The following is a 21,198-nucleotide window of genomic DNA, read 5'->3' on the forward strand; positions in this document are numbered from 1 at the left end:
CGCGCGACAATCAGGATGAGAGAGCAGCGTCAATCAAGATGAGAATCGCCACCTGCTGATGCGGCGTAGGGCGTAGCCCGGAGCCGGATCAGCAGGTGGCGATGTCGCCCTTTCCGGGGCGTTTCTGATGGTTGCGGCCGGTCAGGTATTCAAAGGCATAACTTCGCGAGAGGGGATGTCGTTCATGCCGGGCCGCCACGTCAACGATCATCAGATGAGGCTCTACATGAAGCTCCGACATACCCATGCCGTTCCGATCGCCGCCGCAAAGGCCAGTATCAGCACGGCGACCGCATATCGCATCGAGGGAGATCCTCGGCTTCCCTCGCAAAGGCAGGTCCAGCGAGAGCGGCGACGCCCGGACCCGTTAGCCGGGATCTTCGACGAGGATGTGGTCCCCATGCTCCAGGCTGCGCCTGGTTTGCGGTCAGTGGCAATTTTCGAGGAGATATGTCGCCGTCACCCTGAGCTTGATGGGCGCATTCGGCGCACATTGGAGCGAAGGATCCGAACATGGCGGGCGATCCATGGTCCCGAGCAGGAAGTGATCTTCCGGCAGGTGCATGAGCCGGGACGGCTTGGCCTGTCGGACTTCACCGAGATGAACGATGAGCACGTAACGATCGTCGGCGTGCCGCTCGATCATCGGCTCTACCATTTTCGGCTGATATGGTCGGGCTTCGAACACGTCCATGTCATTCTGGGCGGCGAGAGCTATGTCGCGCTTGCAGAAGGGTTGCAAAATGCCCTGTGGGCCGTCGGCGGTGCCCCGGTTGAGCATCGCAGCGATAGCCTGTCGGCCGCGTTTCGCAACTTGGACGCTGATGCCCGGCAAGATCTGACGCTGCGATATGACGCGCTGTGCGAACATTATGGCATGACGCCGACGCGCAACAACCGCGGCGTTGCCCATGAGAATGGCGGGATCGAGAGCCCGCACGGGCATTTGAAGGCAGCAATAAAGGACGCGCTGCTGATGCGTGGTTCGCGAGACTTCGATGATCTGGCGAGTTACCGGCACTTCATCGACGAAGTCGTCAGCCGCAAGAACCGGCGCAACGGCCCACGCATAGACGCCGAGCGTGCGGTTTTGCAGCCCCTGCCTGGCGCGCGCACCAGCGATTATGAGGAGACGATCGTCACGGTCACCTCGACCAGCAGCTTCACGCTTCGTAAGGTGTTCTATACCGTGCCCTCACGGCTGATCGGGCATCGGCTGCGCGTTCGGCTTTACGATGATCGCCTCGATCTGTTCATCGGCGGCACTCACCTCATGACATTGCCTCGGGGGCGGTCGTTCAATAACGGCTCCCACGGCCATGTGGTCGATTATCGGCACGTCATCCATAGCCTGCGGCGCAAACCCATGGCGCTCCTGAAGTTGGTCTATCGTGACCAGCTCTTCCCAAGGGAACCTTATCGTCAGACCTTCGACCGGCTCATCGCCGCATTGCCTGAACGGATCGCTTGTCGGCAGATGGTAGAACTGTTGGCAATGGCGCACGAAAGAGCCTGCGAAGCCGAACTCGCGGAACTGCTGGCAGCCGACGTGGCTGCTAACCGTCTCCCCGACATGGATGCCTTGCGAATACGCTTCGCTCCCGATCCGGCGGCGCTTCCCGACGTGGTGGTGGAACTGGTCCCCCTTGTCACCTATGATGTTCTCCTGGCGGGAGAAGCCGCATGAGCCGGAACGCACCCGCTATCGACGCCCAGCGTCTGAGCCTCATCCTCAACGACCTGCGCCTGCCAGCAATCAAACTGATCTGGCCCGACTTTACCACGCGGGCAGACAAGGAAGGCTGGCCTGGGGCCCGACTGCTTGCGGCGCTCGCTGAGCATGAGATCGCAGAACGGGACCGACGCCGGATCGAAAGGCATCTGGGCGAAGCCCGCCTGCCACCTGGCAAGACTCTCGACAGCTTCGCCTTCGATGCAGTGCCAATGATCTCCCGCGCCCGGGTGACGGCGCTGTGTTCTGGTGATGGCTGGCTCGAAAAAGGCGCCAACCTCATCTTCTTTGGTCCACCGGGTGGGGGTAAAACCCATCTGGCTGCCGCAATCGGCCTTGCGTTGATCGAAAATGGCTGGCGCGTCCTGTTTACCCGCACCTCCGACCTGGTCCAGAAACTTCAGGTTGCCCGCCGTGAACTGGCGCTCGAAGCCGCGATAGCCAAACTCGACAAATATCATCTGCTGATCCTCGATGACCTCGCTTACGTGACCAAGGATCAGGCTGAAACGTCCGTCCTGTTCGAGTTGATCAGCGCACGGTACGAACGGCGTTCCACGCTCATCACCGCCAACCAGCCTTTTGGTGAATGGAACCGGGTCTTCCCCGATCCCGCCATGACGCTCGCCGCCGTAGATCGCCTCGTTCACCACGCGACAATCTTCGAGATGAATGTCGAGAGCTACCGCCGCCGCTCGGCGATCCAGCGACAATCACGCGCTGGTCGGCCACCGACCTTCGCGACAATCAAGTCCAACGAGGAAATGTCGCGCAGCGACAATCAAGCCTGCGAGTAGCGCTTGCCAGCGTCAATCAAAGCAGGCACCACTTGAAAACCGCGACGATCAGTTCTCATCCTGATTGACGGAAACTTCTCATCCAGATCGCCGCGCCATACGGCAGCCCATAGGTGCGCTTCCACGCCTTGGCGAGGTGGTCAGACGCGGCCTTGGACGCCGAATAGGGCGAGCTAGGATCGTAGGGCGTAGTTTCCTCAAACAGCCCTTCGTCGCCAAGCGAACCATAGACTTCGTCTGTAGAGACGTGGAGGAAGCGAAACGCCGCTTTAGCCGCGCCTTCAAGGTCATTCCAGTAGCCGCGTGCGGCTTCCAGCAGGGTGAAGCTCCCCACGACATTTGTCTGGATGAAATCCGCTGCACCCGTGATCGAGCGATCAACATGGCTTTCAGCCGCCAGATGCATGATGCGGTCAGGCCTGAATTCTGCGATCGCTGCATCCATTGCGGAACGGTCACAAATATTTGCGTTAAGTAAGCGGTGGTTCTGTTTGCCGTCGACGGCTTTAAGAGACGCTCGGCAGCCGGCGTAGGTTAAGGCATCAATAGTAAGAACATCATAACCCTTGTCCAGCACGAGATAGCGGACAAGGGCAGAGCCGATGAAGCCGGCGCCGCCAGTGATAATCACGCGCATAAATCAGGCACTCCAACAAAAATAAGCTGGCAGATCGGATAGAAGGGGCTGCCCTCGGTCTTTGGACGAAAGCGTTTCCGCGTCTGCTGCATCGGGCCATACGATACCTATAGCCGGGTCGTCCCAAGCCAGGCCTTTGTCGCATTCGGCGCTGTAATAATCTGTCACCTTATAGGCGATGACCGTATCCGGTTCGAGCGAGCAGAAGCCGTGGGCAAAGCCCGGTGGCACCCAGAGCTGCTTACCATTATCGGGGGTCAGTGTTTCGCCGACCCATTGACCATATGTAGGTGAACCACCGCGAATATCGACCGCGACATCAAATAGCGCGCCCGCAGTACAGCGGACCAACTTGCCCTGCGCACGGGGATCGCTTTGATAATGCAGGCCACGAACTGTACCCACCTTGGCACTGCGAGATTCATTGTCCTGCACAAACGCATAGTCACCGACATGCTGCGCAAACAAGTCCGCACGAAAAACTTCGGCAAAGTACCCCCGCTCATCACCAATGTGGCGAGGCGTTAACGACGCTAAACCAGGGATACTGTAAGTCTCAATTTTTATATCTTTTCCCGGAAACGCGCAACAGGTCTACTTCAGTTGCTGTTCTGAATGACTGACACCGCAGTTGCAACCGTCAGGACCGGCGAGAAAAGCCGACTGGTCAACTAAGCGAGCTTGCTCGGCCGATCCGCAACAACATTAGGCCGACCCCTGAATAACGGCATCGGCGCTCACCATCGCTTCAGCCAAGACACCGGCTAACGCCTAAAGGGCACCCGCTCCGCCAGCACCGACTTGGTCAGGATCGGATCATACAAAAGCGTCATCCAACCATCCGGATGGATGTCCATCAGCGCCAAGCCTTCGATCCGCAAGGCAGAAAGCCGCTGTTGGATCCGGGAGAAAGTTGCCACGATATCGACATTAGGAAACGTGAAAAAACCCTAAGTCTCGTTGATGACAGTGCCTGTCACCTCGACCCGGTTCGCGCGCAAGTCAGCGATCAGCGTCCGGACATCATTGACATAACTGTCGTCCTTGCGAACGATGATCAGGGCGTAGCGCAGCAATGTCGCGAGAAGCTGCGCGTCGGCGCAGTTATTGCTGGGCGCTGTGTCCACGATGGTGATCTCATATTCGCGCAGGCAAAGGTCGACCAGCAGGTTGAGCTGCGGGCGTGCGAGCAGTTCCTGCGCATTTGACGAGGGCTCCCCGGCATAGATCACGGACAGATGCGGCAGTACGTCGTCCTGGATAATGTCGCCAAAATCCGAGCCGGCCGTTTCCAGGCATTCACGCAACCCGGACGTTCCCCGTGGCGGCACAATCATTCGCTGGATCGACGGCGCCCGCATATTTGCGTCTATCAGCAGCGTCTTGATACCTGCCTGTGCAAGGGACACGGCAAGATTGACAGCTACAAAAGCAGAACCGGCCTTGTCGTCGGGCGAAAGGATTGCGAGCGCACGTCGCCCTTCCCTCAAATGCTGCGATAGAAGCTGCGTGCGCAGTGCACCGATCGATTCGGCCTGAGCGGCGAATGTCTCGCCCTGCAGCATCACGACATCCTCCGAGAAGCGAAACGAACCGCCTTGTTGCCCTGATGGTGTCACCGCCGCCTCCATCGTTATCGCGTCATCTCTATTCATTGTGCACCTGTCTCAAAAGCGGGACGTGATTATAGGCTTCAGGCCATACCGGGTCTGCGGAAGCCAAGCCGTTGCTGCCAGCCTTTCCTTCCGGCCTTCTGGCCAAATCCGACAATGACGCCGATTACCGGAACGCCGGTCATGCCAAGATCTTCAGGCCCGCGCACGCGACGCCCCAGCAACTCGCTTGCAAGCGCAATGAGGATACCCAGGATGAAGCCCGCCATGAGTGCAACGCCCGTAATCATCGGCACATTAGGCCAACTGGGTGCAGCAGGCGCCACGGCGCTGCCCAGCATTGTCAGTCCGCTCTCGGTCGATTCCGCCTCCACTCCCAGTTCCGCGGCTCGGCCCATGACCTTCTGCGCCTGTGCTCTCAGAACGTCGATCACAGCCTGCATCTTGCGCAACTCGTCGATTTTCTCCCGGTTGGCCAGCACCTTGTTCTGTTGAGCTGCAACTTGGCCATCAATCGAGGGCCCGCCGGCAACCGAACCGCGCGCAGCTGCCAGGGCCTGCGACTGTTCGCGGGCGGCCGTCGCGGCCAGCGATGCGCGGCTGTTGCGCAAGGCGACCAGCTCGGGATGATTGGGTCCAAGCGTTCGCGCGATGGTCGTGATCTGCGCGTCCAGTTGCGCGAGCTGCGCCTGGGCCGGCGAGGCCTGGGGGATCATCGCAGGGCCAAGGGCTGGTGTGGGCAACTGGGATGAAAGCGCCTTGAGCCTGGATGTATCCGTGTCGGACCAGTCATCCTGAAGCACGATGCCATTTGCTTTTTCATAGGCCGTCTTGCGTTCCTGCGCCGCGGTCAGCTGCTCGCGCAGACTTTCCCCCTGCTGGCGGAACCATGCTGCATTGGAACTGGCCCCCTCCTGGCGGAAATTCACGCTCTGATCCACGTAGGATTTCCGAATGGCGTCCGCGACCTTGCGCGCCGCCTCTGGAGAACTGGACGAATAGCTGATGTCCAGGATCGCCGTGGCTGGAATAAGCCTGACAGCGGTGTTGGCAATGACCATCTGGGTCAGCCAGCGGCGAAAGCCGCCATCGCCGGGTCGCGCCTGCGCTTCATAGGCCTTCTTGAATGCTGGAACCTTTGCCCACCCCAGTTCGTCAACGACCGCGCCGGCAAACCGGTAATCGGTGATGAGCTCGATTTGGGTCTTTGTGTAGGCCCGTGCGAAACTGTTCGAGATCACGTCTCCGGTAATGGGATCCGGCTTCATCACGTCAAGCATCACGCGGGAGTGCGCCTCATACCGATCCGGGATCAGCTTGGCGAAAATGAATGCGCCGCCAACGCAGGCGAACGTCGTAAGAAGGATAAGGAAGCGGTACGCCCACAATATCCGAAAAAATTGCACGAAGCTCATGATAAATTCCCTCCGGATATCGCGATCAGAAGAAACGCTGGCCGACCACAATCACGTCCTTGTCACGGATCTTGTCATCCAGGTTCAGCCTGATCTCATTCCCGTCACGAGTTACCTTGACTTTCTTTGTCGAACCAAGCGTCGTGAGGCCACCGCTGCGTGCAAGTGCCATGCGAACAGTCATATCGGAATCGATCCGGTAATTGCCCGGAGAATTGACCTGACCATAGACATAGAAACTGGGCGCTGCAGGCAGAAAGATTTTGTCACCTGCGCTCACCAGCGGATCAGCTTCACCGGAACCCATGGCGATATCCTTGAGATTAAGCTTAATCTCTGCGCCTGACTGCCGCGTTATCGTCAACGTATCCGATCCACTTTCCTTGGCACCACCCACACGCGCCAGGATTTCAGAGATGCGGTAAGCCCGGTCGATCGGGACAATGCCCGGCGAACCGACCTCGCCAAGAACCACGACATAGCGGCTGGCATAGGTGACCACGGAGACGTTGACGGCGGGGTTTGTGAAATATCCGCCGCTTTTCAGTTTGGCACGGACATCTTCCCTGAGCTGGAGGACCGTCTTGTTGGCTGCCACGACATTGCCCACGAGCGGCAATTCTATCGTGCCATCAACCTGGACCTGGACGCGGGACCTGGTTTCTTCGCGACCAAGCACTCCCAGTTCCAGAACATCGCCTGGCCCAAGCACATATCCGTCCGACAGTGATCCTGGCGGTGAAGCTGGCACCGCATTCTGTGCGATGGCGGGATCGACAATCAGCAATCCCAGAAAGATCCAGCAAAAGCGGACCATAGCCTTTAAACCCATAACGCCTCCCGGACCTGCGGCCCAATCCCTAAGTTTCAGAAGCTGGTGCTTACGCCCATCCCGACCTGATAGCTGCTATAGTCATACAACCCGCCGTTCGCGTTGCGCTTCTGATAGCCGCCGGTAGCATCGAGCGACACCCGGCTTGTCAGCTGATAGGCAAGGCCAAGTGACACGCGCTTCATATTGTCGTGGACGATTCTGCTGACGGCAACGGCCGGTTCATAATCATAATCCCTTACAGCGATGCTGCCGGCCAGACTGCTTGTCAGACGAGCGCTTAGCGCATAGCGGACCGTCAGGCTGTGATTGCTTTGAAGAACATAGTTGGCATCAAAGCCCAGCGATGGATCGACGGAGCGACTTGTCTCAGCAATAAACTGCAGCTGCGTGAAGGATATGGTGGTGGCAAAACGCCAGTTCGTGCCGCTGAACGCATCACGGCCATTCCCCAGCTTGACATCAGAGTAAAGCAATTCGCCTTCCAGCTTTACCTGAGACCCGATATCGCGATTGAACAACACACCATAGCGTGAGGCGCTGAAGCTGTTCAGCGCAGTCGTCAGCAAGGGATCGCGATTGGGATAGTCGACCTCCCTTTTGCCGGCATATAATGTGATATTGCCTATCACCGGGTGCGTGTAGAGAAGTCCACCGCCGTAGGTTATCGACTTGTTGTCGGCCGTCTGGCGGAGCGAGGCGCTGTTTTGCGCGTCGGACCAGTCCACGATAGCCGAGGGCCTAAGACCAATGCTGCCCCCGCAGCTGGCCGTTGCTCCGGCTGTCACCACATTCTCGATATTTTTCGAGCTGGAAGCAGGATCGCTAGGCACTATGGCCAGATCGCCAAGGTCGCTCTGGCGACGACTGATGCCGCTGCGAAGGTCCAGGCTGCAAATCGGAAATCGAAACGAGCCTGTGGCGTTGGCCTTCAGCCGTTCGCGATTGAGACGCTCGTTGCGGGAATAGAAATCATATCCGGCGGTTCCGACCAGGGTCGCCGCATGCGGGCCGAAGGACTGGTTCAAGGTCACTCCGACGCGCGGGGAGAAGCGCACGTCCTCAGGCTTGATCCCTCGCGCGATGGCAGCCTGCTCGCTGCCACGGGCAACATTACTATCATAGAGCATGTCCGCGCCAAGATCGAACTCCAGCCGCTTTCCTTCCTGCGCAAGGGCCCTCGAAGCAACAAGGCTTGCCATCGCTCCCAGAGACAGAGTTGCGATCCGTCCAATGTTCATAGTTTTGCTGATCATCGCCCCGCTCTGCTGCCCCTTTCCCCATAGCGTAACTTTAGCTGACTGCGCTAGCTGCGCTTTATCTTCGTCCCAAGACGATACGGCGAGCCGTCCCGATGAAATTTTTCGCTTTTTCCTGCAAGGTGGCGTGACGAGAGGCCACAGCCACGTCGAGACCTTTCATTGCGGGACGTGGCTGGAACAGGATCGCGCTTGCCGCCAATCTCGATCCGACCAGGCGTTTGCGCCGGGCCTGGGCAGGCTGCATCAGGTCCACTTCCTTGATATCGAGCGGTTCTGCAACCAGTGCTCCGCTACGGAGCGCGCCGTCCAGCAGAGCCTCGCCAACCGCGGTCCGGCTCATGATCAGACTGCGGCCATCCTGCTCGTCGAAGCTGGGATAACCACTCTCGCCCCCGTACCAGGCGTCAGCGCACGCGATATCAGCGACGCCTCCGACGGCATCGGGACAGATCTTGCAGCGAAACTGCACTTGAGCCGAGAGGTGACGGCCCCAGCTTTCGGCATATCGCATCTCGCCAAGCCGCCCGTCGGCAGTTCGGGCGCGCGTCAGGCCCGGCCAGCCATTGCCGCGATAGCGGAATGCCGTGACCTCCTCCGGTTCCAGCCCCATGGCCCTGATGATACGATCCGCGCCCGCATGGGCAGGAAGGCCACCGCAGAAAAAGGACAGCTTGATCGGAATCTGCCGATCGACCCTGGGATCGGACAAAGCCAGCTGGCGCACGGCGGACACGTCGCAAGGCTTTCCGACGAACGCAAATCGTCTGCCATCATCAAGCGCCTCATCCATAAAGGCGAGTGGCGAAGATGCTGCGTAGCGTGATCCCGCGCCTTCGATGATCTCTTGCGGGCTGTGCGACCAGTGCATGATGTTGCGGGTCGGGTTGTCGGGGTCCGCCACGACGTGCAATACGCGCTCGACAAGCCCGCTGGCCATGGCCTCGATCAGAAGAGCCGAAATGGCACCTCCCGAAGAGGCCGCATGACGGACCGAGCTGTCCCCTGCATAGCCTGTCAACGTCCGGTGCCATGGCCCCCAGCTGGGATGCCGTTCAGGCGCGCGCATCCACGGCGCGACGACAGATCCCGGGCAGGCGGTCGCGACCACCTGCTCGATGTCCGGTGCCAGCGGGGCCTTTTGGACCGGGCGGCTATAGCCAGGTTCGGCTGTCTCCATTGCGATCGCACCGCGCGACAATCCTGCACACAGACCACATCCGGCACAAAGTTCGCCTTTCGCGACCCGCTCAAGAGTTGGGGATGAGGGGATCAATCTGCCCTCCTGGCCATCGCTTCGGCAAAAACCCTGTGCAGTTCGCCACGATAGATATCGAGCAGTCCGTCCACGCGCGTCATCCCGCGCCGTTCTGCTGCGGCTATCTGCTCGCGTTGCTCAACTGCACCCAGAACATAGTCGACAGCGCCATCATCGGTCATGCCCGTGACAGGCACCATCCATTCATGCTCCAGCATTCCGAAAAGGCCGCTGAACTTGCGGCTATACGCCACTGCCACCATCGGAACATTGGCAGAATAGGCGCCAATGCAGGCGTGCATGCGTCCAGCCACGAGAAAATCCAGTCCGGAAATATAGGATTTCGCTTCGCTGGCGCCGGAGAATTCAGCCACGCGCACGGCCTGAGGAAATTCGCTTGCCAGTCGCTCGGCCAGGCTGCCGTCATCATCCTTGGGATCACTCTTGCTTGTGGCATGGGGTACAAGATGGACCTCGGCACCGGCTGCAATGAGCCTGGCAATCAGCTTGCGCGTAAACTGAGCATAGTCATAAGAGAGGCCGAAGCGATTCCGGCCCGTTTCAGCCTCATGGAACAGGAGACCTGACGCGTTCACCCCTATTTTCAGCCGGCCTGTGCCTGCCGGGCCGCGCCGGCTCTGAAATGGCAGTACGAATGCGACATCGACCGCCAGTTTGATCGTGGCGGACGGAGCCATGGCCTGCGCGACCTCAAGCGACTTGTCATCCCGCGCGATGATGGCGCTCGCGCCCCGCATCGCCATTGCGCCCAGGGTCCGATATCCAGGCTGCGTAAAGGGACCGATCGTCTGGGGCGAAAGCACAAGCGGCTTGCCCCGTGCCAGCGCCATCATCTTGGTCAGCCACAGAAAGCCGAAACGCTTTGCACCGTAAATATCCGCAAAGCTGTCTCCAGCGCCGATATCCAGCACACAGTCGACCGTGCCAACCGTCCGCCAGAAGCCCGTCGGGTTCAACATCCGGCGGGAGTTGATGATATATTCCTCGATGTCGGGGCCAGTGATACGCGGCGCATCGCCATCACGCATGCCCATCACGACAAACTGCGGCGCCAGCCCCATATCATACGCGACCTGCCGCGCCAGCGCCATGTTCGCAAGGGTAAGGGCGCCGACACCCAGATTCCCAGAACTCAAGGAATGCCACAGCAACCCGATTCGTATCGGCGCAACTGATCCAGCCGATGTCGACAGAGATGATTCGGAACTTGCGCGCGACCCTGCTTCATCAAGCATGAATATCTCCAGACACCCAAACAAATATATGCACCCGCACCCGGCGGCAAACCGTGCTTTTCACATCCGCTACTACCTACCGAAGTGACGGAATGCCCTCATAAGGCCGCTTTGCAGAGGATAATAGCATCTAAGCTTTTCGACCGTCCCAAATTTGGATGCCCCATTCTTATGTTCGCACTTGCAAAATGGCCATAACCTAATTCAAAGAGACGGAACAGAATGTTTACCGGATGTTAATCATCTTTCTGTTCGGCGGACCGGGGGTACCAAGCATGCATACAAGACCGATCCGGATTTGCTTAGCGGGGTCTGGCGGAGGGCATGTCCGCCAGTTGCTCGATCTTGAACCCCTGTGGTCAGGCCGGGACTATTTTTTTGTGACCGAGAATACCGCACTCGGCAGATCGATTGCAGCTGCGCACGAGGCCTATCTCGTACCCCATGTCGCGCTGGGTCAGGCGAGGCTTGGCGCACCGTTCAGAATGATGGTCGCGGCGGCCAGAAATCTCGTGCGCTCGGCCATGGTTGTCTGGAGGAAGCGGCCCGATCTCGTCATCACGACAGGTGCAGGATCCGTCTTCTTCATCGTATTATGGGCCAGACTTCTTGGAGCAAGGATCGTCGCGATCGACTCTTTCGCACGGTTCAAGGGCCCCTCGATGTTCGCGCGGATCGTCGGGCCGATCGCACATGTTCGCATCGCTCAATCACCTGAATCTGCAAAATTGTGGCAGAATGCGCTTTGTTTCGACCCGTTCCTCATTCTTAACGAGCCACGGCCGGAGAAAAAGCCGCTGCTCTTCGCGACGGTTGGCGCCACCCTGCCCTTCGACCGGCTGGCCGAAATGGTGGCGCGGGCCAAGGCTCGCGGCCTCATCCGGGAGGACGTTCTCATCCAGACAGGCGTCGGCGGCGTCCGTCCGGCGTCGAGACGGTCGAGACCATGCCGTTCGACGAGATGAAGCGCCAGCTCTGCGACGCGGATATCGTTGTCTGTCACGGCGGGACAGGATCTCTGGTTACTGCGCTGCGCCAGGGATGCCGGGTTATTTCCGTACCGCGGCGGTTCGACCAGGGTGAGCATTATGACGATCACCAGCACGAGATAACGAGTGCGATGTCGATGCGCGGCCTTATCGCTACCGCCGAAACAGATGAGGAGTTCGCTGCCGCGCTAACCCTCGTCCGTTCACGCGACCCAATCCCGGCGACAACGGATCCGAGCGCGCTTATCGAATATCTGCGCGATTTTGTCGACGATCTCGAAACCGGTGCGTTGCCGCCAGTCCAGCCCCTAGCAACATGAACGCTGCCCCTGTCAGTTCCAGCGAGGATCGCAACCAGGACGATGTCATGACCGTAAGGCCGGGCACATGCAGAATGGTCGCGCTGCGCAGCAGGACAAACAGGGTCGTAATCAGCCCGCCGGCCGCCGCCAGACGCAGGGCCAGGTCACGCCCGCGCAGCAGCAGGGTCAGTTTCGAAACAAGCATGAGCAGGCCAGCTGAAATGATAAGCGCAAAGACAAGTTCAATGCCTTTCCGGTGCCCGGCCCAGCCATTCTGCTGTGCAACGACCCGGCCACATCTCAGGATCAGCGTCTGAAGATCCAATTGCTTGTTGAAAGCAAGTCCCAGCGCAAGACAAGTCAGCGCCGCCCAGAACAATGTCTGAGCCTGTCCCTTTCCTGATCTGGCAGCAACACACGCCAGGCCACTGGCCCCAAGATACAGCATGACAGCGACCCAGGGCAAAAGCCCCGGGTCGCCGCTCTGATCAGCCCAGCGCAGGATGGCCAGATCGTTGCAGAATGTCAGCATGTAGCTTGAACGAACGCTGTGCGATTAGAGAATGAAGTCGCTGGCGCGCAGCGTGTCGACGTCCTGGAGGACTATTGCAAAGTCTGCCACACCGTCGCCATTCACGTCGCCATAGACGTGCGCATCGCCGTCCACGACGTCGTAACGCAACTGTCCGGCCGCCTTGGTGAATGCGTTTGAGCCAATGAACTTGAACGCGTCATTGGCTGCCGTGTTGCTGTTGGCATCAATGAGCGAAAGTCCGATCCTGTCCTTCTCGACCGAACTGAAATCGGTGATCAGCGTGCTGCTTGCCTGGTCCAGCGTACGGAAGTTGAACAGGTCCGAACCTGCTCCGCCGGTAAGGACATCATTTCCGGTGCCGCCTTCCAGAGTGTCGTTTCCGGCCCCTCCATCAAGATAGTCGTCACCAGCCCCCCCGGTCAGAATGTCATTGCCATCGCCGCCGTAGAGTTGGTCGTTGCCATCGCCGCCCTGGAGCCTGTCATCGCCGGCGCCCCCATAGATGATGTCGTCGCCGCCCTCGCCCTGGATCTGGTCGTCGCCATCATGGCCGTACAGGATGTCGGTCCCGGCCGAGCCGATGATCCGGTTATCCAGGCCGTTGCCTTCTCCCGTCAATCCGGCTTTCGCAATGCGCAAGGTCTCGACATTGTCGGCGAGCCTGTAGTCAATATAGGCGTAGACAGTATCACTGCCTCCACCGGCGGCCTCCACCACCTGGTCCCCGACCCCCTTCACATGATAGACGTCATTCCCGACGCCGCCGACCAGCTCGTTGTTTCCGCTGGCATGCCCATGCAATGTGTCGTTCCCTTCACCCGCCAGAAGGCGGCTGTCGCCGCTCCCTGTAGCCTTGAGGGTGTCATTCCCGTCCGTTCCCGTGATCTCGGTCGGAACCGGCTTGGCTACGGCCACCGGGGGCGCAGTGACGAGCGACGGCCTGTTGCCCGACAGGATGCCGGCAAGATCGAGCACCTCGGTCAGCAGGCTTCCCAGCCCCGAAATCAGGCTTGCATGCGATGCGAGCCACTGGCCAAGGACAGCTTCGCCCCCGTCGCCAGGCGTCGCCACCGTCTTGTTGTTCGTGCTTGTCAGATCCGTGTTGGATTTCTGGAAGTTATAGGTTGTCGCGATATTGTTCGATGCCACGGCGTCGCTTGCGCTGGCAATGTAGATCCACGATTTCTGGCCAGGCAGCGCCACGACGGTATTGCCTTTCAGGTCGAGGCCCTCGACATGACCGATCGCGATGCCGTTATACATTCCACCCAGCACCAGGTTGCCGGTGATCGAAACATCCTGATAGGGCAAGGTACCGACCTGATCGCGCATGAAGATGCCCTGAACAGCTGCGCCCGATCCTCGCGTGATGATGTTGTTTGATATGACGATGTCGCTCGCCGAACTCGTCGTCCCGGTCGTCCAGAGCTGGATTCCGTCCGGATGGTCTCCGCTGAACGGCGCGAAATCCGTCATGTAGTTGCCCGATATCGTCAGACCGGACGTCCCGCCACTCCGTACGCCATCGGTTCGGATGTCATGGAAATAGTTCTCCGTGATGCTCACATTCTTGCTGTCAAGCACGGATACGCCGTGCCAGAGATGACTGAACTCGGAGTTGGTGACCGAAACGTCGCTGCTTCCGCGAATCATGAACGGAGAAGACTTGTAGCCCGCAGTTCCAGCAGGACCACTGACGTCGACCGACGAGAAATGAATATCCGACGAATTGGTGACATTGAACGTGTACATTCTATCCGTATTTGGCGGAGAGAATTTCAAATTGTCGAAAGACAGCCCCTGACTGTTCTTGAGAGTAAGATCAAGAAGTTTCGCGGGCGAATTACCATTCGCTGAAGCAATGGTGACATTGCCGTCAATCTTTATGTTTGACAGATTGACAGACTTATAATCGCCCTCCTTGAGTAAAACTACATCTCCGTCTTTGGCTGTTTTTACGGCAGAAATCAGTTCGGCAGTACTGCCGACATATATTTGGGACATCGCGCTCACCCCCGACTTCGACATCAGAAAATATTTCTGTGTCATATTCTGCGGCTTCTCTACGGTGCAGGCCTTGAAGTAAGGTGTGATAGTTTGGTGACCCGGGGGTTAACCTCAATTTCCAAACTACTCTCGAAGACCAAAGGCGCGAAAACGGATAGTCGATGCGCGAGATAACGCACGCTTCTCCGACTCGGTCATCAAGAATGTCACGCCGCTCGACGGCCTGCATGAGTCGCGTTGGCGAAACTTACCCGAGACGGCAACGAGATTGCGCCAAAATGGCACAGACGAGCGTCAGATAGCCAACTCACAAATGACCCCAATCCCTCTCCATCGCGGTCCGCGCGCTCGGATTCCCGCCATTTTCAAGCCGGTCGGACGGAGCCTGAAGACAAAAATGCGAGTATCATGAGGAACATATTGATTAATAAATCATTTACACTTAGGACACGTCATATATAAGATCCACTCGGGTTCGCTTGTTCAAGCATCAAATTTCATGAGGATTGGTCAATGTCTCAAAACTACGTTGGTGGAAACGCGGGCGATAACGATATTCAGTCGTCGGGTCGGGCTGGCACTATCCTGAATGGTCAGGCGGGCGACGATATTCTTCGCGGCAGCCGCGGGGATGACATTCTGACTGGCGGCTCGGGCAATGACCAGCTCTGGGGCGGCGATGGCGCGGACCAGTTCCGTTTCTTCGGTAACAATATCGGTGGCGCTTCGGATACTGACAAGATCTATGATCTGGACTTCAGCGAAGGCGACACGCTGGTCTTCGGCAACTATGGCTCGCTGCAGTTCTCCGACGCTGCCGGCATCAATGCCTTCAACGGCGGTGCTGCTGCTCAGGTGTCGTCCTGGGCAGGCCTGGTTCACCTGGTCGAGGCTTCGGACCTCGCTTCGGTGTCGCGCAAGGGCCAGACCGACGTCCTTATCCTGACGCTGGACAATGGCGACGGCCAGATCCAGAACATCCACATCACGGGCGGCTGGGCTGCGTATTCGGCTGCCGCGACCGTCGACGTCTGATTGTAGGACAAGACACGCTCAAGTATAAAAATGGCGCGGGAGCTTCCCGCGCCATTTTTATGGTCCCTTGAGATCCGAACCGATCAGCAGGCGTTCAGAACGCCAGCGTCTCCTCGGGTCCCGGTCCATCCGGAAGGCCGCTGGTAATTTCCTCATCCATTGCTGCGAGCTGGCCAAGTACCGCCATTGATCGCGTGGCGATCCAGGGCCCATCGATTTCATCCGCTTCAAACGAAGCAAAGCTTCTTGCCGAACTTGCCGGATAGCGCGCCCTTCCTCGCACGGTACGGATGATTTCCGTCTTGAGGCTTCGTGCGGCGCCGCCGCGGTCATGCTTCATGGCGGAACCCAGGTTTCGAATGGTGCCAACAGCGTTCATTTTGCCGAAACTGTTTCTTGCCCATTCCACATGGAGCCGCGACAATTGCTGCTGAATTACAGGAGAGGCGGTACCTTCGATCTGCGAAGCGACAATTTTGAACATCGCTATGTGAGATCTGATCATGCGCTCGACATGAGACGACATCGCACCAGGAGTTCGGCGATAACCCGTCAGAAAGGCCGGCACGCAGGCAAATCTTGCGCGCCGCGCCAGCTGGAGCTGCAGAAGATAGTCCTCGCATCCCTGCAATCCCTCGTCACGAAGGAAAGGTTCATAGGCAAGCGATCCAAGATGCTCGCGCCGGATGAGCGGCGTGCTGCCGTTTGAGATGAAATTCCATGCAAGGTGGCGATGAAAGACCTGTCCTTCGACCATCGGGCGTGGCGATCCCGGGATCACCATATCATCCTGATCGATGCGCCGGAACCAGTTGTAGACCAATCCTACATCCCGTGATTGCTCCTCCAGGCAGCGGGTCTGGCGGAGAAGCTTTTCGGGGTGCCACAGGTCATCGGCATCAAGCGGAGCGATGAGGTCACCTCTGGCCTGATCAAGCGCCAGATTCCGAGCACGGGCAACGCCGCCATTGGACTGGGTGAGCAGGATGATGCGTCGGTCGCGATCGGCGATCTGCGCTACGATATCGGCCGTGCGATCGCTCGAGCCATCGTCAACAACAATGATCTCGAACTCTACCCCGCCCTGCTGCTGCGCGGAAGCCAGCGTGCGCGCGATCGTCTGTTCTGCGTTGAAGGCAGGTATGATGATTGATATGAAATGAGCCATTGTCTATGCTGTCGAAGCCCGCCTCTATTCGACATAAATCAGTCGTTATTCGTCCCTTGACCTGCCGCATAGTCTGCGGCCAGCCGATAAGGAAAGTCAAGTTTGCGCCTTGGTTACATCTCGATTGCAAGCCCGTTCGACCGCGCATCCTGGAGCGGCGTACCCTGGTATAGCTATAATGAGGTAAAGAAGCGGTTTCCCGATACGCATGTAATCGACACCCCGCGCCTGGACAAGCTGGTTACACGGCTGGCCCCGCTGGCACGAGCCGGCATATTGGTCAGTCGCGAACCTATCCTGGCCAGGGCATTCAGCACCTACGTCGATAAGCAGCTGGAAAAAATCAGACCCGACGCGATCGTTGCCATCGGTGCTGCGCACAAACTTGCCTATATCAACAAGAAATGGCCGATGGTCTATGTGGCAGACGCGCTCTTCGACACGATCATAAACTATTACGACCAGTATCGCGGCCTCAATGAACGCACGCGCCGGGTCGGCAACATCATGCAGCGCGAGCTCGTGGACAGATGCGACATATTGATGATGACGTCGCAATGGGCGGCGGACGCTGCCGCAGCCGATTATGGGATAGCAGCTGAAAGATTGTTGCCAACACCCTATGGAGCCAATCTGGAATCCGACCCGGGGTTCAAGCCGCCCTCGCCTGGAGGGGTGCTGCGGCTGCTGTTCGCCGGCTATGCCTGGGAACGGAAAGGCGGTCCCCTTGCTCTTGAGATATGGAAAGCGGTGCGCGCGCGACTGCCTGATGCCGAACTGCATATCATAGGCTGCAGGCCCCCGGCAGCGACGGGTCTGGAGGGCGTGCATATCCATGGTCTGCTGCGTAAATCCGTTCCGGATGAATATGCCAGGTTTGTCCAGCTCTTTGCCGCATCATCGTTTTTCTTGATGCCAAGCCGCCAGGAAGCCTTCGGACTGGTCTTTGGCGAGACGGCAGCCTTCGGACGGCCAGCCGTCGCCATGGCGACTGGAGGCGTACCTACGGTCGTGCAGGACGGACGGACCGGGCTTCTGATGCAACCCGATGCGAGCGCCGCGACATATGCGGACCGGATCCTGTCTGTATGGTCTGATCCAGCAGGCTATTCTTCCCTTTGCCGGGCAGCAAGGCGCGATTTTGAGCAGCGGCTGAATTGGGATGCATGGGGACAGCGCCTCGAAATCGCGCTCGAGCAAGTGACTCGATCGTCAGGCGTAGAACAATGGTGATTGCGTCCGAGAGGGCTTTTGGCAGAGCGCGCACAGCCCCCTCCAGTGCCATCCATCAGACGACAGCTTGACAGCCCGCGGTATTCGCAATGCCAGGACATGCAGTCGGTCGCCGGTTCTGCAGCTCAGAACGGCATCCTCTTGCCCAGGTCCGCCAGAATCAAGGCAGCAACTCGGTAAGGCGCGGCCTCGCGGCATTCCACGCACGGCTTCCATCTGGCATTGCGGTTATTCCATATCCCATCACGCGGTCGACCGGAGCATCGCTACGGGCAACCGCCTCATAAGCGCGCTCGCCCCTACTGCTCCCTTGATCGGTTCAATGACAGATCGTGACTTGCCCCCGCTCCTTCGTCCCTGCCGTTCTGTCCGCCAGCGCGCTACTTCCTGCCATTGCCCGCAGGAGTTGCATGGCTGACGGGGCGTGATGCGCCCTTCACATGCCAGGCGAGCGCAGTTTCCACGATATTCCCGATATCGGATTGTCGTGGAATCCAGCCGAGAATCTCCTTGGCCTTGCCGGCAGCAGCGACCAGCATGGCCGGGTCACCGGCGCGCCGTGGCCCGAACTGTACATCCAGATTGCCGCCTGTCGCTCGACCGACGGCAGCAGCAACCTCCAAGACGCTGGTACCTGAGCCCGTACCGAGATTGAACACGTCCGCGCCTTGCGCGGTCAGAAGTCGTTCTGCTGCAAGGACATGAGCGTCAGCCAGGTCAGACACATGGATATAGTCGCGCACGCAACTGCCATCGCGGGTATCGAAATCTGTACCGAAGACATTAAAAGCCCTGCCATCAAGCGCTGCTGCGATGGCAAGCGGGATCGCATGCGTTTCCGGATCATGGCATTCGCCAATCTCTCCGTCCGGGTCGCACCCGGCCGCATTGAAATAGCGAAGCGCGATTGATGAAAAGCCATAGGCCCTAGCGTAATCTTCCAGCATTCGCTCGATGATGAACTTTGACCAGCCGTAGGGATTGATCGGTGACTGTGGATGAGATTCATCTATCGGCAGGCGAACAGGTACACCATAGGATGCGCAGGTGCTGGAAAAGAGCAATCGCTTAACGCCGCTGGCCCGCATGGCTTCCAGCAGCGCCAGAGTGCCGGCGCCGTTATTCTGATAATAGATGTCCGGCTGTTCCATCGACTCGCCTACATAGGCATAGGCAGCGAAATGCGCGACAAGATCGGGCTTATACTGCCGGATTGTCTCCTCAACCACCGGCCGGTCGGCAATGTCAGCCTTTATCAAAGGCCCCCATTTGACCGCGTTCGCCCATCCCCGCGAAAGATTGTCCAACGTGATCACCTGCCAGCCTGCTGCAGCGAATGCTTTGGCGCAATGCGAGCCGACATATCCAGCTCCGCCCGTCACAAGAACGGTCTTCATATTGGATAGTCCCCTTTCTTCCTCAAACAGCCTCGTGATCTGGCACACGTCTTTGGTAGCGCGCCTATCTGATATTCTTGCATTCATCATCAGAAAAATTTTCGAGCATCTGTCTCATCTTTAGACGACGGTGCCGAGATCGAATTAAAAAATCCCATTTTCGGCACTTCGTCTCCTGTGCCTCTGGCCCTGAGTCGAATTTGGCCTTAGAAGTACACGTCCACCCCCGGGGAACGTCATTGAGCATGAAGTCTGATCTTAAACGGCAACCGGTTCATGGCGGACTGGGAGGCCAGGCAGCACGCGGAGCGGCTGTCACCGGCTTGTCGCAGGTTGTGAAACTCGGCACTCAGTTTCTATCGGTGATTTTTCTTTCCCGCTTGCTCACCCCGGCCGATTTCGGCCTCGTGGCCATGTGCACTCCTGTGATTGCCTTTGTCACCATGGCCCAGAATATGGGCCTTTCCCAAGCCGTAGTTGTCGCTGAGGAAATCACTCCGGGCCAAAGCAGCACCCTGTTCTGGGTGAATGCGGGGCTTGCACTGGGGCTGACAGTCGGCCTGATCGGACTCTCGCCGATCATTGCCGACTTCTACCGTGCACCAAACCTCGAACAGCTGATCGTCGTCATGTCTTTCTGCATCCTGATGTCCGGCCTGAGCGCCCAGCACGGAGCGCTGGTTACCCGGGCGATGAAATTCAGCCGACTGGCGATCATAGATATGGCGTCAGCCGTTCTTGGACTTGCGGCAGCTTTGCTCTGGGCCATTTTCGCCCCAGGCCCGATGGCACTGGTCGCCATGAGCCTGACAAGCGCTCTTACCCTTCTGATCGGCGTGTGGTGCTCGTCCGAATGGCGACCCGGCAAGCTTGCGCCTTTCCCGGCAGTAGCCGGCATGCTGAAGTTCGGGGGTGGACTAAGTACTTTCACCCTCAGCAATTTTTTCGCCCGATCGCTCGACAATATACTCATCGGGCGCTTCATCGGCGCGCAACAGCTGGGTCTGTACGACCGTGCATATAAGTTGCTGCTTTTTCCTTTGCAGCAGATCACCTATCCGCTGAGCCGCGTGATGGTACCTGTTCTTTCGCGACTTGTGCACGAGCCGGACCGCTACCGGGTCGCCTATGCCCGTACGGTTGGTCAGATCCTGCTTGTGACAACGCCGGGCACCCTTACACTCTTCATACTTGCCGACACGGCCATTCCGCTCGCGCTCGGGCCTCAATGGTCTCATGCTGCCGCAATTTTCAGATGGCTCGCATTTGCCGCTCTCCACCAGTCTATGACGGCGACTATCGGGTGGCTGTTCATCAGTCAAAGCCGGATGCGGGAATATGCCCACTGGGGCATTTTCAATGCAGTCTCCTGCGCGATCGCCTTTGCCATAGGAATTAGATGGGGCGTCGAGGGCGTGGCGGCATGCTATGCCCTGAGCGATGTCTTCATTCGTCTCCCCGCGCTATGGGTCGTTATCGGGCGCCGCGGCCCTGTGTCCACGCAGGACCTCGCCCGCATCGCGATGCCCTTCCTTCTTGCCGGGACAGGCAGCGCGATGACACTGACCCTCATTGCGCTGCCACTGCAGATGCCCCCCCTGGCTTTGCTGGTCGCGGGCCTCATCATCTCCTATACAACCTTCCTCGTCACGCTCTGGCTTTCCAAACGCGGGCGCGCGATCGTCATTGAAACCTTCGGCATGATGAAGATGATCCTTCAGAAAGTTTAAAAA

Annotated in this window: 20 protein-coding genes; 7 read left to right on the plus strand and 13 right to left on the minus strand. The window is 58.5% G+C overall.

Annotated features, from left to right (window positions below; genetic code table 11):
• Positions 1–184 precede the first annotated feature (184 nt).
• Both istA and istB read left to right on the plus strand, forming a co-directional pair.
• Complete coding sequence (gene istA, locus F4U94_RS17165; protein WP_150412084.1) at positions 185–1,687, plus strand: IS21 family transposase; 1,503 nt, start codon at positions 185–187, stop codon at positions 1,685–1,687.
• Positions 1,684–2,529 carry an IS21-like element helper ATPase IstB gene (gene istB / locus F4U94_RS17170; protein ID WP_150412085.1) on the plus strand — a complete coding sequence of 282 codons (846 nt, stop codon included), beginning with the start codon at positions 1,684–1,686 and terminating at the stop codon, positions 2,527–2,529. Before istA ends, istB begins: the two co-directional genes overlap by 4 nt.
• A gap of 55 nt (positions 2,530–2,584) precedes the next feature.
• On the opposite strand, the gene F4U94_RS17175 is transcribed toward istB, so the two are convergent.
• The 9 genes from F4U94_RS17175 to F4U94_RS17210 all read right to left on the minus strand — a co-directional run bounded on the left by F4U94_RS17175 (position 2,585) and on the right by F4U94_RS17210 (position 10,799).
• Positions 2,585–3,166 carry a dTDP-glucose 4,6-dehydratase gene (locus F4U94_RS17175; RefSeq protein WP_282957476.1) on the minus strand — a complete coding sequence of 194 codons (582 nt, stop codon included), beginning with the start codon at positions 3,164–3,166 and terminating at the stop codon, positions 2,585–2,587.
• 3 nt (positions 3,167–3,169) lie between these two features.
• Positions 3,170–3,733, minus strand: coding sequence for a dTDP-4-dehydrorhamnose 3,5-epimerase (rfbC, locus tag F4U94_RS17180; RefSeq protein WP_150412086.1), 564 nt, complete (start codon positions 3,731–3,733; stop codon positions 3,170–3,172).
• Between the two features lie 197 nt (positions 3,734–3,930).
• A complete protein-coding gene (locus tag F4U94_RS24435; RefSeq protein WP_170271956.1) occupies positions 3,931–4,086 on the minus strand; it encodes a hypothetical protein in 156 nt (51 codons plus the stop codon).
• A gap of 30 nt (positions 4,087–4,116) precedes the next feature.
• The gene (locus F4U94_RS17185; RefSeq protein WP_150412087.1) at positions 4,117–4,821 is read right to left on the minus strand and encodes a CpsD/CapB family tyrosine-protein kinase; all 705 of its coding nucleotides are present in this window, start codon (positions 4,819–4,821) and stop codon (positions 4,117–4,119) included.
• Positions 4,822–4,859: 38 nt separating this feature from the next.
• Positions 4,860–6,194 carry a Wzz/FepE/Etk N-terminal domain-containing protein gene (locus F4U94_RS17190; RefSeq protein WP_150412088.1) on the minus strand — a complete coding sequence of 445 codons (1,335 nt, stop codon included), beginning with the start codon at positions 6,192–6,194 and terminating at the stop codon, positions 4,860–4,862.
• 25 nt (positions 6,195–6,219) lie between these two features.
• Positions 6,220–7,026 (minus strand): polysaccharide biosynthesis/export family protein, encoded by an 807-nt coding sequence (locus F4U94_RS17195; protein WP_249042079.1) that lies wholly within the window; start codon positions 7,024–7,026, stop codon positions 6,220–6,222.
• Between the two features lie 35 nt (positions 7,027–7,061).
• Positions 7,062–8,282, minus strand: a complete 1,221-nt coding sequence (locus tag F4U94_RS17200; protein WP_150412089.1) for an outer membrane beta-barrel protein — start codon at positions 8,280–8,282, stop codon at positions 7,062–7,064.
• A gap of 61 nt (positions 8,283–8,343) precedes the next feature.
• Positions 8,344–9,396: a Coenzyme F420 hydrogenase/dehydrogenase, beta subunit C-terminal domain gene (locus tag F4U94_RS17205; RefSeq protein ID WP_170271957.1), complete on the minus strand. Its 1,053-nt coding sequence runs from the start codon at positions 9,394–9,396 to the stop codon at positions 8,344–8,346.
• Between the two features lie 161 nt (positions 9,397–9,557).
• Entirely contained in the window at positions 9,558–10,799 is a 1,242-nt protein-coding gene (locus F4U94_RS17210) for a polysaccharide pyruvyl transferase family protein (RefSeq protein ID WP_150412091.1), read from the minus strand.
• Between the two features lie 335 nt (positions 10,800–11,134).
• On the opposite strand from F4U94_RS17210, the gene F4U94_RS25050 reads away from it, so the two are divergent.
• Positions 11,135–11,764, plus strand: a complete 630-nt coding sequence (locus F4U94_RS25050; protein WP_249042080.1) for a UDP-N-acetylglucosamine transferase subunit ALG14 — start codon at positions 11,135–11,137, stop codon at positions 11,762–11,764.
• Entirely contained in the window at positions 11,761–12,108 is a 348-nt protein-coding gene (locus tag F4U94_RS25055; protein ID WP_249042082.1) for a glycosyltransferase, read from the plus strand. Before F4U94_RS25050 ends, F4U94_RS25055 begins: the two co-directional genes overlap by 4 nt.
• Here the strand turns inward: F4U94_RS25055 and F4U94_RS17220 are convergent.
• Both F4U94_RS17220 and F4U94_RS17225 read right to left on the minus strand, forming a co-directional pair.
• Complete coding sequence (locus F4U94_RS17220; RefSeq protein WP_150412092.1) at positions 12,032–12,622, minus strand: hypothetical protein; 591 nt, start codon at positions 12,620–12,622, stop codon at positions 12,032–12,034. The genes F4U94_RS25055 and F4U94_RS17220 overlap by 77 nt on opposite strands.
• A gap of 24 nt (positions 12,623–12,646) precedes the next feature.
• Complete coding sequence (locus F4U94_RS17225; protein ID WP_150412093.1) at positions 12,647–14,674, minus strand: right-handed parallel beta-helix repeat-containing protein; 2,028 nt, start codon at positions 14,672–14,674, stop codon at positions 12,647–12,649.
• A gap of 471 nt (positions 14,675–15,145) precedes the next feature.
• Between F4U94_RS17225 and F4U94_RS17230 the strand changes: the two genes are divergently transcribed.
• On the plus strand, positions 15,146–15,667 hold the full coding sequence (locus F4U94_RS17230; protein WP_150412094.1) for a calcium-binding protein: 522 nt from the start codon (positions 15,146–15,148) through the stop codon (positions 15,665–15,667).
• 94 nt (positions 15,668–15,761) lie between these two features.
• Here the strand turns inward: F4U94_RS17230 and F4U94_RS17235 are convergent, their stop codons facing one another.
• Positions 15,762–16,835, minus strand: coding sequence for a glycosyltransferase family 2 protein (locus tag F4U94_RS17235; RefSeq protein WP_150412095.1), 1,074 nt, complete (start codon positions 16,833–16,835; stop codon positions 15,762–15,764).
• A 102-nt stretch (positions 16,836–16,937) separates the two neighbouring features.
• Here F4U94_RS17235 and F4U94_RS17240 point away from each other — a divergent pair, with 102 nt between their 5' ends.
• Entirely contained in the window at positions 16,938–18,068 is a 1,131-nt protein-coding gene (locus tag F4U94_RS17240; RefSeq protein WP_150412096.1) for a glycosyltransferase family 4 protein, read from the plus strand.
• Between the two features lie 380 nt (positions 18,069–18,448).
• Here the strand turns inward: F4U94_RS17240 and galE are convergent, their stop codons facing one another.
• A complete protein-coding gene (galE, locus tag F4U94_RS17245; protein ID WP_150412097.1) occupies positions 18,449–19,465 on the minus strand; it encodes a UDP-glucose 4-epimerase GalE in 1,017 nt (338 codons plus the stop codon).
• Between the two features lie 245 nt (positions 19,466–19,710).
• On the opposite strand from galE, the gene F4U94_RS17250 reads away from it, so the two are divergent.
• A complete protein-coding gene (locus F4U94_RS17250) occupies positions 19,711–21,195 on the plus strand; it encodes a lipopolysaccharide biosynthesis protein (protein WP_150412098.1) in 1,485 nt (494 codons plus the stop codon).
• Positions 21,196–21,198: the final 3 nt, after the last annotated feature.

Origin of the sequence: Sphingobium limneticum, assembly GCF_008710155.1 — a bacterium.
In the GTDB taxonomy this organism is placed as follows: domain Bacteria; phylum Pseudomonadota; class Alphaproteobacteria; order Sphingomonadales; family Sphingomonadaceae; genus Sphingobium; species Sphingobium limneticum.